We start from the raw sequence: 15,789 nt of genomic DNA, 5'->3' as shown, positions 1-15,789 counted from the left end.
TTACAGCGTTGCTAACTCACCATTCCTTCATCACCTTTAGCAGTTATGATCTCAAACAGTTATTGAGATAATTTATTTCTGGGAAATTGCTTACTTATCAAAAAAAAATCCTGTATCTATCAATCCTCATGTTTGCAACCAGACTTTTCTGGAACAGGGTCATAACCACCAGGATGGAACGGATGACAGCGCAAAATTCGCCAAATAGCCATCCAACTACCACGGAAAACCCCAAAACGTTCAATCGCTTGAATAGCATACATCGAACAAGTCGGTTGAAAACGACAAGTGGGGGGAAAAAGAGGAGAAATGAACAAGCGATAGCCCTTAATTAACCAAATCAATAATATTTTCATGCCCCAAATCGCTTAAAGTAGTATCAAAGTCCCAAAATTATCAATTGCATCATTGTTGACTACATTTCCCAGTTTAGAATCCATTCTCCCATTGTGGCTGCAAATTTCCACAGCTGCGGCTTGGGTCTTACTTGTCATCCTCATCGCTTGGTTAGTTAGTCGCTTTACTAACAGCGAACCCGAAATTATCCGTAAAATAGTTCATATTGGCACAGGTAACGTAATTTTACTGGCTTGGTGGCTAAACATCCCCCCTATCGTTGGCATTACAGCTTCCATTTTCGGCAGTATCATTACTTTATTATCCTATATATTTCCCATTTTGCCAGGAATTAATAGCGTCGGCCGCCAAAGTTTAGGAACATTTTTTTATGCTGTCAGTATCGGAGTTTTAGTTGCCTGTTTTTGGTATTTACAGCAACCCCAATATGCAGCATTAGGCATTTTAATTATGGCTTGGGGGGATGGACTAGCAGCTTTAATAGGGCAAAGATTTGGTAAACATCAATACAAAATTTTTGGTTCAAATAAAAGTTGGGAAGGTTCCTTAACAATGACTTTTATTAGTTTCCTAATTAGTATGTTTATTTTCCTGGCAATACAAGGAAATATCTGGCAAATATGGTTAATATCAATATTTGTAGCCATAGTAGCTACTGTTTTAGAAGCTTTTTCATTTTTGGGCATTGATAATCTTACCGTTCCTCTTGGTAGTGCAGCTTTAGCTTTTTTCTTAATTCAACTACTGGTGCTTAATTAAATAAATAATGACTAAGTTTGATCTTGTTTATCTTGCTATCTCTTCAGCCTGTTATTAGTTCTACCTCCTCAAAAAATGATAGAATTTATGATAGATGTGGCAAATAGATTCAAAAACATCAAATAATCCATATACCTTCTCTAACGGTATGACTATATCTGTAGAAATTAAAAGATTTTATATCTACTTTGAGAAGTAAAACTACAAAATTTGATTTCTATCTCTAGATTTATGAATTACTGAGCAAGAATGCTTATAGTTGGGTTGTTAGGTGGTAATTCACCTAATTCCGTAAGTGAGGCTAACAATTATGTCAATTCAAATAAATGCTTCCGATTTGTGTGTGGCATTATCTGATGATCAACAAGAGCTTATTAGTGGTGGTGCTGACTTTGAATTAGCTGGTAGTAATTACGCTAATAGACTTGCAAATTTGCAGGGTACTACAGCTTCTGGACCTAATGGTAGCACTGGTAACTCCATTGGTACAAGTTCTGCTGTCAACACCGCAGCGCAAGACTTGTTAGGATTGGGTGCGCCCATGATTCCTGAAGTTGGTGCGTTAGGTGCTGCGCCCATTCTCAATGGACAAGCTGGAGGACTCGTAGGTGGTGGTGAACCCATCGCACCTGTACCCGGCGGCGGTGGTGGTGCTGGAGGACCATTCGGTCCGGCTGGAGGACCATTCGGCTAAATCAGCCAAGCCTTTTAGCGATTCCCGCAGGTGACTAAAAAATCAACTGTGATAGCGGTTAGTTTCGTATATCTAGGCTTGAAAATGGTGTTTGGGGGTAATCAAAAAGCCAAATTTATCTGGTTTTTCTTGATACCCCTAATAGAATCTGCATTGGTAGTTAGATCATATCTAGCTAATTAGTTACAATTTCAGCTTTTTAGGAAAACTGATAAATTCCTTTTTCCATGGTTCTCCGTGCTTGATTCTTTTATTTCGGATGTTAAGTAAGTCTGGCTAAAAATTATGTCATATCACAACATCATGTTCAATTTATGTGCAGATTTACCTGAACAGCAACAGGAGATTATTGTTGGCGGCGTAGACTTTGAGTTATCTGGGAGTAATTTTGCGAACAGACTGGTGATGTTGAGAGGGTTAACATCTTCAGGACCTAATGGCAGTTTTACAAATTCCTCCGGTCAAAGTTCAGAAGTCAATACAGCAGCACAAGATTTATTGGGATTAAATGCGCTATCTATGCCTACATTTCCGGCTTTAGGTTCTGCACCAATTCTCACTGGACTACCAGCACTGGCAAAAAAAAGTTTGGCAGGTTTGAGAAAATTATCTGATTTATGTAGTTTGAAAAATTGACTTAAGGGAGGCTAACAATCATGTCATATCCAATTAATAAATTAGAATTGTTGATTGAGCTATGTGATAGACAAATAGAGTTATTAACTGGTGGTAATCAACCTCAAATCAGTAATAACAATTTTGCTAAAAAAAACGAAAATACCACAGAGACTACCAGAACTACTCCATTGGGTAAGGTCTATCAAACTAATACTGATTTCTCTGATATTAATAGTGGCGCACAATCTATGTTGTCATCTAATTTTGCTAAAGTTGCTCCCTTGGAATTTGTTAACAATCTATTACCTCAAAGCCCCATGCCAGTCAACAGTCCTCTAGCAATGCTTGGAGAGAGTTTAAAAAGGTGAACAATAACTCATTGACTGCTTTCTGCCTCTATAGTTAGTTTAAAAAATCAATTTAACAAAGAATAATTTCCGAGTTGACTAAACTGTATTGGGCTATAAATGAGTAATTTAAGACTAAATAGATAATAGATTAATTGACTCTTAAACTTTTAACAAGGAAGAGGGGAGAGGAGATTCTTACTACTCGCTCATCGTAAGTGAGGTCTTTGAGGGAGCTTGAGCGTTCTCCTCGGTTTTTTCTCAGCGTTGTTCACGTAGAGATATAAAGAAAAGTTTTTGCTATGGTCAGCCGTTACTTTTCTCATCCCCCACTAATGATTATAGAGGATTATTCATAATTTCACCATGATGTTTGCTATCGTGAGCAACATATTTTATTTTCACGATCTTTGGTTGAGCTAATCCTGGTTTTTATCGGTTATTTGGTAATGTTGATGCTTTGGATAGCCTGGTTATTTGTCCAGATATGGTTGCGATTAATCACCAGATTAGACAATGATAGAATTGACTACTTGATTATGTTTCTGTAATTAGAACATTGTGAAAATTTTTGACTACTATCTCAAGACATATTACTTAAGACAGTGCTTTTTCTGTTGGATGGGATTTGCAATCAAGTTATGTGGAGTTATCTAGACTATTCAGATGTTAAACGCAATATGAAATAACCCTCATGTTTGTTGATGTTTCAATCCAAAAGGTGCAATACTGTGGATTCATTACGCCGCCATGAAGACTATGTTTGGAACATATCTCATAATTCTAGTTCTGAACATTTACATTTAGTTGAAGTTAATGAGTTTCTGCCCCAAATTCATAAATGGACTAGCATTGGTACAGGGGTAATGCTAATTATCTTTGTGGTAGGTGTGAGTTTGACGACTGTACTTACTTACAAAGTAACGGTGAAAGTTCCTGCGACTATTAGACCTGTGGGAGAACTACGACTAGTTGAGTCGGCTATTTCTGGCCAGGTACAAAAAATTGCCGTTAAAAATAATCAGATAGTAAATCAGGGGGATGCGATTGCTTATGTTGATGATTCCCTTCTGCGGACGCAAAAAAACCAACTAGAAAGTAGTATTCAACAAGGTCAATTACAACTAACACAAATTGATGCTCAACTAGGTGAAATCAATACCCAAATTTCGGCACAGAAAAATTTAAACCACCGCACAGTTGTAGCTGCACAGGCTGAATTGGCTGGGACTCAACGTAATTTTAACGATCAAAAAATTAAAGCTAATGCAGAAATGCTACAGACAAAAGTGGCTTTGAAATTTGCGAAATTACAACTTGACCGATTGCAAGAAGAAAAAATATTAACAACCACAATAGAAGAAGCACAAGCTGCTTTGGATTTAGCTAAATTGCAAAGAAACAGATTACAGTCTATCGCTAATTCCGGTGCAATAGCTCTCAGTGATTTGGAAGAAAAACAACAAGCCCTGAAATCTGCCCAGGCTAAGTTAGAACAAGCCAAGAACAACGTTAAAAATCTCTTGGAGGAAAAAAAACAGGCATTAGCAATTGCTCAAACAAATCTAGAAAAAGCGAGAACAGCTATCAATCCTAGCAACTCAGCGGTGATGATTGCATTCCACAGAATTAAACAAGAACAAGCTAGGGGAGAAGCTGCTTTAGCTGCTTTGAAAAAAGAACTCCAGAACTTACTACAACAACGTCTAGAAATTCAAAAGCAACTGATTCGCGCTCGTCAAGATTTACTACAAACAAAAACTGATTTGAATAAGAGTATAATTCGCGCACCTATCACCGGCACATTACTACAATTAAAACTTCGTAACCCTGGACAGGTATTGCAACCCAGTGAAGCTATTGCTCAAATTGCTCCCCTCAATGCTCCCTTACAAATCAAGGCTTATTTACCTGCTCAAGAAATTAATAAAGTAGAACCAGGTCAAAAAGTCCAAATGCAAGTTTCTGCTTGTCCCTATCCAGATTATGGCACTCTTAAAGGCATTGTTAAAAATGTTGCTCCCGATGTTTTACCATTTACACAAACACAAAATAATACTACTGCTAATAGTCCACAAATGAATGGTTATGAGGTAACTATTGAACCAGAAACATTATATGTAGGAAAAGGCGAAAATAAATGTTATTTACAACCAGGAATGCAAGGACGAACTGATATTATTTCTCGTGAAGAAACTGTCATGAAATTTATTCTTAGAAAAGCCAGATTGCTTACTGATGTGTAATTGAATTTAGAAAGCAATTATTGATTATTTATTCCTGAAATTCTTGAAAGTTGTATATGTTTAACTTATTTAGCCCTCGAAAAAAATACCAATGTATTTTACAGGCGAGCGAAGAGGATTGTGGTGCAGCTTGTTTAGTTTCTATCTGCAAATATTACGGACGCTTTTTAAGCATAAATAAAAGCCGAGAGGCCGTAGCTACAGGACAATTAGGAACAACTTTATTAGGTTTAAAACGTGGATCTGATTTTTTAGGATTTAATGCTAGAGCCGTTAAAGCTGCACCAGAAATTGTAGATAAAATCACAGAAATCCAACTACCAGCAATTATTCATTGGCGTGGTTATCACTGGGTTGTTTTATATGGACAACGGGGGAAAAACTATGTTATTGCTGATCCGGCTGTAGGTATTCGCTATATCACCCGCGAAGAATTATTATCAGCTTGGAATGGAGTAATGCTCTTATTAGAGCCAGATACAGAGCGTTTTTCTCAACAACCACAAGAAGAACCTCACGGTGGTTTGTTACGCTTTTTTATGCGGATCTTACCCTATAAAGGATTGCTAACTCAGGTTTTAATAATTAATATTATCCTGGGTATCTTATCTCTAGGAAGTCCGGTTTTAATTCAATTACTAACTGATGATGTTTTAGTGCGTGGAGATACTCAATTACTTACAGTTGTCGTATCCGCCGTTGTAGTTATGACTTTATTTAGTAGTAGTTTGCAAGTTATACAAGCTACGATGATTGCTCATTTTGGTCAACGATTACAATTAGGTTTAGTCTTGGATTTTGGGCGGAGAATACTACAATTACCTTTAAATTATTACGAATCTCGCCGTAGTGGAGAAATCACCAGCCGCTTGGGTGATATTAATGAAATAAATCAGTTGATTTCTCAGATAGTAGTGCTTTTACCTAGCCAAATTTTCATTGCTATTATTTCCTTTTGCTTAATGCTATTTTATAGCTGGCAATTAACAATAGCTGTAATTATGTTTGGCGCTTTAATGACTCTATCTACTCTGCCATTTTTACCTATTCTTCAACAAAAAACCCGCAGTCTCTTAGTTTTAGGTGCAGAAAATCAAGGTGTATTAGTCGAAACTTTTAAAGGCGCTCAGGTTATTAAAACTACTAATGCTGCTCCTCAATTTTGGGATGAATTTCAAAGCCGTTTTGGTCGTCTGGCTAATCTGACTTTCAGCACAATTCAAATAGGCATTATTAACGGTACTGTTTCTAAACTTCTTTCTACTCTTGGTGGAGTAATCTTACTGGGAATAGGCAGTATGTTAGTAATTAATAATCAATTAACTATTGGTCAAATGCTGGCTTTTAATGCCTTACAAGTAAATGTTTTAGCTTTAATTGGTTTGTTGGTGGGATTAGTAGATGAATATTTCCGTTCTCAAACTGCAATCTCTCGTTTGCTAGAAGTTATTGATGCCACACCAGAAGTAGTTGGAGGTAGTCAAAAGCCCATTGCACAAATTTCCGATAATGCGGATATTCGTTTTTCTCATCTCACATTTCATCATGCAGGAAGAGTTGATTTGTTAGAGGATTTTTCTCTAAAACTTCCCGGTGGAAAGGTGATTGCTTTAATTGGTAAATCGGGTTGTGGCAAAAGTACCTTAGCCAAACTGATAGCAGGTTTATATGAGCCAAGTTCTGGTAATATCCGCATTGGGTTTTTGAATATCCATGATCTTGCACTTGATTGTTTACGACAACAAGTGGTTTATGTCCCTCAAGAACCACATTTTTGGAGTCGTTCAATTTTGGAAAATTTTCGCTTAGGATCACCTTCTATTGATTTTGAAGAAATTGTGAAAGTTTGCGAAATTGCTGATGCAGATGGTTTTATTAGTCAACTACCTAATAAGTATCAAACTGTGTTAGGAGAATTTGGTGCAAATCTTTCTGGTGGACAAAGACAAAGATTGGCGATCGCCCGTGGAATACTCAACAATCCACCTATTTTAATCTTAGATGAAGCCACGGCTGGACTCGATCCCGTTAGTGAATGTCATGTTCTAGATCGATTATTAGAATCTAGAAAAGATAAAACTACAATTTTAATTACTCATCGTCCCAGTGTCATCAATCGTGCTGATTGGATTGTACTTATAGATAAAGGTCAAGTCACACTCCAAGGTAGCTTAGAAAATTTTCTTTCTCAACCAGGTGAACATTTACAGTTTTTAACTATCTAAATAGTTCTCTAGTATGAGGTGTAAATTCCATGTCTGAAAACTTTCTCTCCCACCATCAAGAATTGTTCAGCACTTTATCTGAAGCAGAGCAAGAAATTATTATCGCTGGACAAAATCACAATATTCCTGTACAAGCCAATTTTTTCTTGCAGAATACTAACATTGAAACTGAAGCAGATACTAAATTTAATTTAGGAAGTGACTATACTTCGCAAACTACTAAATATAGCTTGTCTCAATTCACATTAGGCTCTTCTATGACATTTACTTTACCAAAAATTACTTCAGGTGCTAATGATTGGAGTAATTTATTATCTACAATGCTCCGTAGAGCATTTTCCTAGTCAGAATATTTTGTATCACCCATATATTTCAATACACAAATGTAATGTTTATTGCCAATAAAAATCATAATTTTCTTCTTTTTTTTTATTATTCTCCGCTTCTTATGTGATTATTTTTTGTGACTTGTGCATTAGTCCTGAAAATATTTATTTATTTAATTGATTGATTGTATTTATGAATAATTCTTTAAGCCAAAGGAAGTATCTTTTTCACTAGTTTTAATCTAACTCCAGAATAATTGAAAATCTCAAAAAAGTATTAATAATAAAGCCATAGGTGTTACGGCATCTAATTAATTAAAGTTAACGAGGTTACTAATTATGTCAAACCAAATCAGTCAATTTAATTTAGTGGAATTAAGCACAGAAGAACAGGAATTTATATCCGGTGGTGGATATAGTGATTATTCACCTTGCTATAAACCTCGCGAATGCTGTGAATACACACCCTACAGTGAGTATAACAACTATGGTAACTAATAGCACTAATAGCAAGCAAGTAAAATTCACAAATTAGCTATTTTTAGATAGTTTGTGATTTTCAAAACTCAAAGAGGTTCTTTGAGGAGAAAATTTAGATATCTTCATTCTGTAAAAATAGAGTTTGATTTAATTCAAATCTCTAGTAAATGCCTTGTCTTCTTTTGAGAAAATAACAAATATTTTTAAAAAGAAGAAACCTCTAAAGGTTATATCTAATTTTTCTCTTCAATTTTTTCCAAAATTTACAGAAAATCACCTCGATAGTTTAACTAAATTATTAACCAAATATTTCAATTAATTACTAATTAATAAAAACCAAAAGTTAGATTTTTTAAATATCAAAATACAACCAAAGAGTCATGAAATTCATTAGAGACAATGGGTATAACAAGAATAAGAGTTTACAACACTAATTGAGGCTAACAATCATGTCAAATCAAAATATTGCATCTGATTTAGATTTATTTGTGGAATTATCCACACAAGAACAGGAAAATTTATCTGGTGGACAATATTTCCCTGGTCTATATCCTTATCCTTATCCTTATAAGCCCTGGGGTAAAAAAGGAAGAAGAGGTGGCATAAATGTGAGGGTTATGAATAAGCCTATAATCATAGTAGGCGGTAAGGGTAAGAAAAAAGGTGGCGGCTATGATGGCGGCTATGATGGTGGCTATGATGGCGGCTACGGTGGTGGCTATGATGGCGGCTACGGTGGCGGCTATGGTGGCGGCTACTAATACAGTCCTACTTAGGGAGGAAGCACAGCCCGTTTTTTGTCTCCTCCCTGATTTATGATGTTAATCATTCCCCAACTATCTAGTATAACTTGTCCGAAATAAACAACCAATTCAAAATTAAAAAAGCCTATACCATGAGCTTTTTTAATTTTTTTTATCTACTTTTTGATAAAAAACTTGACCTAAATAAATAGAATTCTTTTCTGTATCTATAATCTATAGTTAAAATTTCAAAATGTTTTAAAATGGGCTTCATTTTTGCAAATAGCTATAATTCAGTATCATCAGTATCAGCCAAAAGTCATACTTTTAGTTTTATCATTTATAACTTCAGGAGAATAAATATCTAGCTGAGATGTTTATAAAATACGAAACATAAACATTACACATTTTTTTTGCCCAGATATGTGCAGTATCCACGTTTTAAATCGAGGCTAACAATATGTCAAATCAAAATATCTCATCTGATTTATTTGTGGAATTATCGATAGAAGAACAGCAACTTCTATCCGGCGGATATGGCTACGGACATGGTGGCTACGGACATGGTGGCTACGGACATGGTAAGTATGGACATGGTGGCTACGGACATGGTAAGTATGGACATGGTAAGTATGGACATGGTAAGTATGGACATGGTGGCTGGTAAGCAATTTAACTCGGTTAAACACTTAAGATAGGGGTATAGATGGAGGCTGTTCACTCATCCAATCCTGTAAAATTGAATTCACTAATTCAGGTGCTTCGTCTTGAGGGCAATGTCCCACTCCTTCTAAAAGAATGAATTTTTGGACTTGGGGAAAATTGGCTAACTCTCTACCCAAATCAATCGGTTCCCAAGGGTCAGCCGTTCCCCATAAAATAATTGCTGGACAAGGTAGCACAGGTAAAAGGTCTTCTGGTAAGGGTCCACTAGAATAAGCAGTAAAAGCCAAAAATACAGCAGCAGCACCAGCATCTTTTGCCGGTGTCATCAAAATATCTACTAACTCATCTGTCACCGTGTCTCCGTTACCATAAGCTTGTAAAAGAATCTTTTTGACTGTTTTCGGTTTAGCTAGTTGATTGAAAAAGAAGTCACCCACTGCTGGAATTGATAAAAGCTTTTGTAAAATCGGCGCTCCAACGCGTTTTGTCCAAGGTAAACTTAGCCGTTTGCGATCGTGTAACAATCTAAGTGAGCAGTTAAGTAAGGCCGTTCCTAAAGCTATGTCTGGGTTACTCACAGCAGCTTGCATTGCTACAATACAGCCAATAGAATTACCTACTAAAAACGCCGGTTCTCCTACTACTTCCCGACAAAAATCTGCTACTTGCTGTCCCCAAGTTTCTAATGTATAAGTGATTTTTTCTCCAGGTTGAGGTTTAGCTGAACCACCAAAACCGATTAAATCAATGGCATAAACACGATAATTTTCTGCTAAAACTGGGATATTTTTGCGCCAATGCCACCAGGATGCACCAAAACCATGCACTAAAATTACAGCAGGCCCATTAGTGCCTTGGGTTTGATAAGAGATGGGGAAGCCTTGCCAAAGCCAAGTTTTACTAGGGTTAAATACATTTGGATAAGTGTTCATGAAAATTTATGTACCATGATCGAGCATGGGTTGAGTTATTAATATGTCTTGTTTATAAGTTTAAATTGGAATTATGAATTTTTGTAAAATTAAGCCTAAACTTACAGTCTCTTAACCCTCAACCAACAAGGAGTGGAGGAATTCTAGAGTATGGCTTTCGTCTGACTTCGCTATCAGCGGCAAGCAGGAAAATGTAGAAAGACGGATAGATTTGTCATTTAATAGCACTAATTCCGATTTTTTGGAAATGACTAAAAATTCCTATGGATGCTTAAAGTTACACCATGAATAGATTCGGTAGTTTTACAATTTACGCCAACTCAGTTAGTATATAAAATTAATTGGATATAAAACAAATGCTGAGGCTTAGTTTTACATCTGGAAACTAACGCTTACTTTGAACAAGTTTTTGTTCCTAGTTCTTTCGGGCAAGAGAAAATGAATATACTCGATACAATTGGTACTCCTATCGGAAGTTATGCTCCAGATTTTGAGTTGCCAGGAATTGATGAGCGCGTACACCATCTCAGCCGTTATCTAGAGAATTTCTGCTCAGTATGTGTAATTTCTATATGGGATAAATGTATTTACGTAGAGAACTATTTAGACAGGCTGAAAAGTATTCAAACAGAGTTTTTCCCTAGAGGTTTCACGCTCATTGGATTAAATAGTGATAATTTTAACTCTGGAGAAGACATGGACTCTGGGTTAAAGTTTGAGAATATGAAAATTTTTGCCCAGCGTCGTGAATTAAATTTTCCCTACCTATGGGACACAACACAAGATGTTACGCGTACCTTTGGTATTACCAGTACACCTACGGCTTTTTTAATTGATCAAAGTGGAATCTTGCGTTACAAAGGTCAAATTGATGATCATCCCCAAGATCCATCAGCAACCGGGGTAGATTATTTAAGAAATGCGATCGCCTGTTTACTTGCGGGTCAAGAAATTCAGCCAGCGCAAACACAACAGCTTGGTACACCATTAGTATGGCGAAAATAAACTAAGAACTAGACACAGATTGTCTCTGTACTGCTATCTTAAATTGGAGGCAATTGCAACTTATTTGATAAAGTGTAACTTCATGGGAACGAATTACCGACGGGTTTTACTTAAACTGAGCGGTGAAGCCTTGATGGGCAACATGGGCTATGGCATTGATCCAGAAGTAGTCAAGGGAATAGCCGAAGAGTTGGGAGAGGTTGTAGCCACAGGCGTTCAAGTCGCTATCGTAGTTGGTGGTGGTAACATCTTTAGAGGCGTTAAAGCGGCATCATCGGGAATGGACAGGGCAACCGCTGACTACATAGGAATGATTGCCACGGTAATGAATGCCATGACGCTACAAGACTCGCTAGAACGACTAGGGATACAGACGCGGGTACAAACAGCGATCGCAATGCAAGAAGTAGCAGAACCTTATATTCGTCGTCGTGCCATCCGTCATCTAGAAAAAGGACGGGTGGTAATTTTTGGTGCAGGTTCGGGAAATCCCTTCTTTACCACAGATACCACTGCCGCTTTAAGAGCAGCAGAAATAGAAGCGGAAGTGATTTTTAAAGCCACCAAAGTAGACGGAATCTACGATGCTGACCCCGAAATTTATCCTGATGCCAAACGTTACAAAACCCTCACCTACGCCCACGTTTTGGCTCAAGATTTGCGAGTCATGGATAGTACCGCAATTGCCTTATGTAAAGAAAATAATATTCCCATTCTCGTATTTGACTTAACGGTGCGAGGAAATATCCACCGTGCAGTAATGGGAGAATCTATTGGCACCCTTGTGGGAGGTTCTTGTGAAATTAGCTGAAGCTGAAACTAAAATGCAAAGTACCGTTGAGGCTACTCAACGAGCTTTTAACACCATTCGCACTGGTCGCGCCAATGCGAGTTTACTAGACAAGGTACAGGTTGAATATTACGGTACACCTACACCGTTGAAATCACTGGCAAATATTAGCACCCCCGATGCCTCAACTATCCTCATTCAGCCCTATGATAAGAGCAGTTTGAATATAGTTGAAAAAGCCATCTCTTTGTCAGATGTGGGTTTAACCCCCAGTAATGATGGTTCTGTAATTCGTTTGAATATTCCGCCTTTGACAAGCGATCGCCGTAAAGAATTTGTCAAACTTGCGGCTAAGTACGCCGAAGAAGGTAGAGTTGGTATTCGTAATATCCGTCGTGATGCCCTCGATTCAATTCGCAAACAAGAAAAAGCTGCGGAAGTTTCTGAAGATGAATCTCGAGATCAGCAAGATCAACTCCAAAAACTGACCAACAAATACACAGAAAAAATTGATCACTTATTGACGGAAAAAGAAAAAGACATCTCAACCGTCTAAGTTAGGGATTGGGGATTAGGGATTAGATATAAAGTTTTTCTCCCCTGCTCCCCTGCATCTTCCCCTGTTCCCTGTTCCCTGTTCCCTGTTCCCTGCTCCCTGCTCCCTGCTCCCTGCATCCCCAGTCCCCAGTCCCCAATCCCCAATCCCCAATCCCCAATCCCCAATCCCCAATCCCCAATCCCCAATCCCCAGTCCCTATATTTATTGAAACTTTACAAAAAATCGGAAACCCTTATATATACTGGAAAATCAACTAATTAAAATAAAAGCAAAAATTCAGCAATTATGTACGACTGCATCATCGTCGGTGCTGGTCCAGCGGGTGGAACAGCAGCATATCATTTAGCCAAACGGGGACGCTCAGTATTAGTTTTGGAAAAAGAATCCCTGCCCAGATATAAACCTTGTGGTGGTGGTGTGTCACCAGCGATCGCTCAATGGTTCGACTTTGACTTTAGCCCTGCGATTTCTGTCAAAGCTGACTCCATCCGCTTTACTTGGAAATTAGGTGATCCTGTAGAAGCGAAAATCGCCACCAAAGAACCAGTGTGGATGGTGCGACGAGATGTTTTCGACCATTTTCTAGTTCAGCAAGCTCAAAGCCAAGGGGCTGAATTACGCGATCAGACGGAAGTCTCAGGTATTGAGTTTAAAAATGATCATTGGCAAGTCAACACAGCTAATGGTCCAGTTACAGGTCGGTACTTAATTGGGGCTGATGGTGCAAAAGGTTCTATGGCAAAATGGCTAGGCTTTAAAGAACGTAAACGCCGCCTAGCAGGAGCATTAGAAGCAGAAATTCCTGCAAATGTGGAGAAGAAATCAACAATTCACTTTGAATTTGGCTTAGTCAAAAACGGCTATATCTGGAACTTCCCCAAAGCTGACAGTTACTCTATCGGAGTCGGAACTTTTATTGGTGGCGAACCTCAAGACTTTAAGAAAATTTTAGATGAATACGCCAAATCTTTTAATGTAGATGTCACAAATAGCAAGCAGTACGGTCATCCTCTGTGTATTTGGGATGGTAATCAAAAACTGCACACCCAAAATGCTGTTTTAGCTGGTGAAGCCGCTTGTGTTGTTGATCCTTTTACCGCAGAAGGAATTCGTCCCTCAATTTTTAGCGGTGTCCTAGCAGCACAATTCATTAATGAGGCGCTTAGTGGTGATCTTAACGCCCTCGCAAATTACAGTGATGCCATTAATGAACAATGGGGATCAGAAATGGCTTGGGCGCAAAAATTAGCCGGAGCATTTTATCGTTTCCCCGGTATTGGTTATAAAGTCGGTGTGAAACGTCCCTCTGGCGCTCAAATCATGGGTAAAATTCTCTGTGGTGAATTGCGATATGGTGATGTCGCAGGTCGCGCCCTCAAGCGGTTAATCCCTGGTTTTGGTGGTTAGATATAGCAGGTGACTGGGGACTGTTTGAAAAATCTTTTGGGATCTTCTAGATTTAATCTAGAAGTGTTGATGTCCTAAGCACCTTAGAAAGAAATAGTTATAAACCAAAAAAACACCAGAGAATTACTCCTGTCAAGCAAACGCAAACAACCCCAGCTAAACCAGCTAGGGGTTTTTTGTTTTTACCTGTAACCCATTCTGAGACTTTCCCCGTGTAGGTAATGAGTTCGCCTGTATCTATGGTAGCGATCGCCCATACCCAACCCGCATGAAGTCCCCAAGCTATACCTAAATGATTACCATCAACCAACCTCGCTACGACTAAAACCATTGCCATCAGCCATAACCCAGGTAGTTGCGGCGCTGTTTCTTGTTGTTCCCAAACCAAATGTAGTAAAGCAAAAATCAAACTAGAAATAATAGCTGCTAACCAAATTGAGTAATCTTTCTCTAGTGTTGTCAAGAGAAAACCCCGAAAAACTAATTCTTCTATCCCCCCGACAAACAAAGCCACCAAAGAAATTGGTAGCAAAATTCCTGGGATTAATTTGAGCTTTGATTGTTCTACATAGCACCAACCTAGCCAAAATTGACATAAAAATAACACCGCTATTCCTAGCACACCCAAAGCTAAACCCAGCAGCAAAGAACCCAAAATTGAAATATTCCCCACCAAACCATAATCAGCAAAAGATCCCAGTCCTAACCAATTCATTCCCCACAGAATTAGAGGCGCTAATAAATAGAGAGATACCAATAAAGGTATTTTTTGCTCTGGTTGTAAAGGTTTGTTAATTTGCAAATTAAGCTTGAAAGCGGATATCGCTGCTAATGGCAACCAACACACTACCCAAGCAATGAAAAAAGCCATGACAACAAACATTACCGACGCATTTTTGAGCAACGCCAGTAATGTATTGATTGATGGCTCTACAAGTGATAAGAAAACAGACAAAAAAATCACGACAGACTTCTGACCCTAATAGAGTTTTTGCTTATTATTCAAAACTCTACTAGAATTTGTGACTCATACAAAATGTCAAATCGTATTTTGTTGTGTAAAGAAATTCTTAGACCACAAATACTATTTAATTTGTAGCAGTAGGGACAAGTAAGCAAAAATTTACCTACAACTGATCCCTACTCTGAGAGAAATTTATTCCTCGTCTTCATTCTCCAAATCCGCATCATCGGATTCTATATCTTGTGAAGTTAATTTTTTATCACTTTCACCAAGTTGAATCAAGTGAATATGCTTGTAACCTAACCGAATTTCAAACTCGTCACCAGGCTTTAAACCCATGGCTTTGGTGTAGGTAGCACCGATGACAATTTGACGATTTTGATGAACACTTACCCGATATGTCGGTTCGCGTCCACGACCATCTTTGGGTGCTTCTGGACTGAGAGGAATACCTCTAGCTGACAGTAAAGCATCATAAAAATCAGTTAGATTGACACGTACCTGATTATTCTTAGTAACGGTGTAATAGCCGCACTGTTTTGCTCTTTCTCGGCGTGGTAAATTAGAAAGCTCTTTTACTTTAGCCAGGAGTGTTTTTCCAGTTAATGGGGCGGTTGCAGTTTCAGTCATTATTTTCAAAAATTCCTTAATTTCTCCAAGCGGATCATCAA

The 15,789-nt window shown here is 38.0% G+C and carries 18 protein-coding genes; 14 read left to right on the top strand and 4 right to left on the bottom strand.

Annotated elements, in window-relative coordinates; all coding sequences use genetic code 11:
- Positions 1-119: 119 nt before the first annotated feature.
- Positions 120-356, bottom strand: coding sequence for a membrane protein insertion efficiency factor YidD (gene yidD / locus VB694_RS23405; RefSeq protein ID WP_323362745.1), 237 nt, complete (start codon positions 354-356; stop codon positions 120-122).
- A gap of 52 nt (positions 357-408) precedes the next feature.
- Here yidD and VB694_RS23400 point away from each other — a divergent pair, with 52 nt between their 5' ends.
- The 10 genes from VB694_RS23400 (at position 409) to VB694_RS23355 (ending at position 9,462) form a co-directional block, all read left to right on the top strand.
- Complete coding sequence (locus VB694_RS23400; protein WP_323362744.1) at positions 409-1,116, top strand: SEC59/DGK1/VTE5 family protein; 708 nt, start codon at positions 409-411, stop codon at positions 1,114-1,116.
- 310 nt (positions 1,117-1,426) lie between these two features.
- Entirely contained in the window at positions 1,427-1,810 is a 384-nt protein-coding gene (locus tag VB694_RS23395) for a CTB family bacteriocin (RefSeq protein WP_323362743.1), read from the top strand.
- Between the two features lie 285 nt (positions 1,811-2,095).
- Positions 2,096-2,446 carry a CTB family bacteriocin gene (locus VB694_RS23390; protein ID WP_323362742.1) on the top strand — a complete coding sequence of 117 codons (351 nt, stop codon included), beginning with the start codon at positions 2,096-2,098 and terminating at the stop codon, positions 2,444-2,446.
- Between the two features lie 20 nt (positions 2,447-2,466).
- On the top strand, positions 2,467-2,796 hold the full coding sequence (locus VB694_RS23385) for a CTB family bacteriocin (protein ID WP_323362741.1): 330 nt from the start codon (positions 2,467-2,469) through the stop codon (positions 2,794-2,796).
- Between the two features lie 710 nt (positions 2,797-3,506).
- Complete coding sequence (locus VB694_RS23380) at positions 3,507-5,021, top strand: HlyD family efflux transporter periplasmic adaptor subunit (RefSeq protein WP_323362740.1); 1,515 nt, start codon at positions 3,507-3,509, stop codon at positions 5,019-5,021.
- Between the two features lie 56 nt (positions 5,022-5,077).
- On the top strand, positions 5,078-7,246 hold the full coding sequence (locus VB694_RS23375; RefSeq protein WP_323362739.1) for a peptidase domain-containing ABC transporter: 2,169 nt from the start codon (positions 5,078-5,080) through the stop codon (positions 7,244-7,246).
- A 29-nt stretch (positions 7,247-7,275) separates the two neighbouring features.
- Positions 7,276-7,590, top strand: a complete 315-nt coding sequence (locus tag VB694_RS23370; RefSeq protein WP_323362738.1) for a hypothetical protein — start codon at positions 7,276-7,278, stop codon at positions 7,588-7,590.
- A 321-nt stretch (positions 7,591-7,911) separates the two neighbouring features.
- On the top strand, positions 7,912-8,070 hold the full coding sequence (locus VB694_RS23365) for a hypothetical protein (protein ID WP_323362737.1): 159 nt from the start codon (positions 7,912-7,914) through the stop codon (positions 8,068-8,070).
- Between the two features lie 431 nt (positions 8,071-8,501).
- The gene (locus VB694_RS23360) at positions 8,502-8,813 is read left to right on the top strand and encodes a hypothetical protein (RefSeq protein ID WP_323362736.1); all 312 of its coding nucleotides are present in this window, start codon (positions 8,502-8,504) and stop codon (positions 8,811-8,813) included.
- A 442-nt stretch (positions 8,814-9,255) separates the two neighbouring features.
- Positions 9,256-9,462: a hypothetical protein gene (locus VB694_RS23355; protein WP_323362735.1), complete on the top strand. Its 207-nt coding sequence runs from the start codon at positions 9,256-9,258 to the stop codon at positions 9,460-9,462.
- 22 nt (positions 9,463-9,484) lie between these two features.
- On the opposite strand, the gene VB694_RS23350 is transcribed toward VB694_RS23355, so the two are convergent.
- A complete protein-coding gene (locus tag VB694_RS23350; RefSeq protein ID WP_323362734.1) occupies positions 9,485-10,393 on the bottom strand; it encodes an alpha/beta fold hydrolase in 909 nt (302 codons plus the stop codon).
- Between the two features lie 438 nt (positions 10,394-10,831).
- On the opposite strand from VB694_RS23350, the gene VB694_RS23345 reads away from it, so the two are divergent.
- The 4 genes from VB694_RS23345 (at position 10,832) to VB694_RS23330 (ending at position 14,154) form a co-directional block, all read left to right on the top strand.
- Positions 10,832-11,398, top strand: coding sequence for a redoxin domain-containing protein (locus VB694_RS23345; RefSeq protein WP_323362733.1), 567 nt, complete (start codon positions 10,832-10,834; stop codon positions 11,396-11,398).
- Between the two features lie 82 nt (positions 11,399-11,480).
- Positions 11,481-12,209 (top strand): UMP kinase, encoded by a 729-nt coding sequence (gene pyrH / locus VB694_RS23340; RefSeq protein ID WP_323362732.1) that lies wholly within the window; start codon positions 11,481-11,483, stop codon positions 12,207-12,209.
- Entirely contained in the window at positions 12,196-12,744 is a 549-nt protein-coding gene (frr, locus tag VB694_RS23335; RefSeq protein WP_323362731.1) for a ribosome recycling factor, read from the top strand. The genes pyrH and frr overlap by 14 nt, the downstream gene beginning before the upstream one ends.
- Positions 12,745-13,032: 288 nt before the next feature.
- A complete protein-coding gene (locus VB694_RS23330) occupies positions 13,033-14,154 on the top strand; it encodes a geranylgeranyl reductase family protein (RefSeq protein WP_323362730.1) in 1,122 nt (373 codons plus the stop codon).
- Between the two features lie 97 nt (positions 14,155-14,251).
- On the opposite strand, the gene VB694_RS23325 is transcribed toward VB694_RS23330, so the two are convergent.
- Positions 14,252-15,118 (bottom strand): type II CAAX endopeptidase family protein, encoded by an 867-nt coding sequence (locus VB694_RS23325; RefSeq protein ID WP_323362729.1) that lies wholly within the window; start codon positions 15,116-15,118, stop codon positions 14,252-14,254.
- A 192-nt stretch (positions 15,119-15,310) separates the two neighbouring features.
- Positions 15,311-15,748, bottom strand: a complete 438-nt coding sequence (locus VB694_RS23320; RefSeq protein ID WP_323362728.1) for an AbrB family transcriptional regulator — start codon at positions 15,746-15,748, stop codon at positions 15,311-15,313.
- Positions 15,749-15,789: the final 41 nt, after the last annotated feature.

This window comes from Anabaena sp. UHCC 0451 (genome assembly GCF_034931405.1).
Lineage (GTDB): Bacteria > Cyanobacteriota > Cyanobacteriia > Cyanobacteriales > Nostocaceae > RDYJ01.
This window is presented reverse-complemented; position numbering and strand designations above follow the sequence as displayed.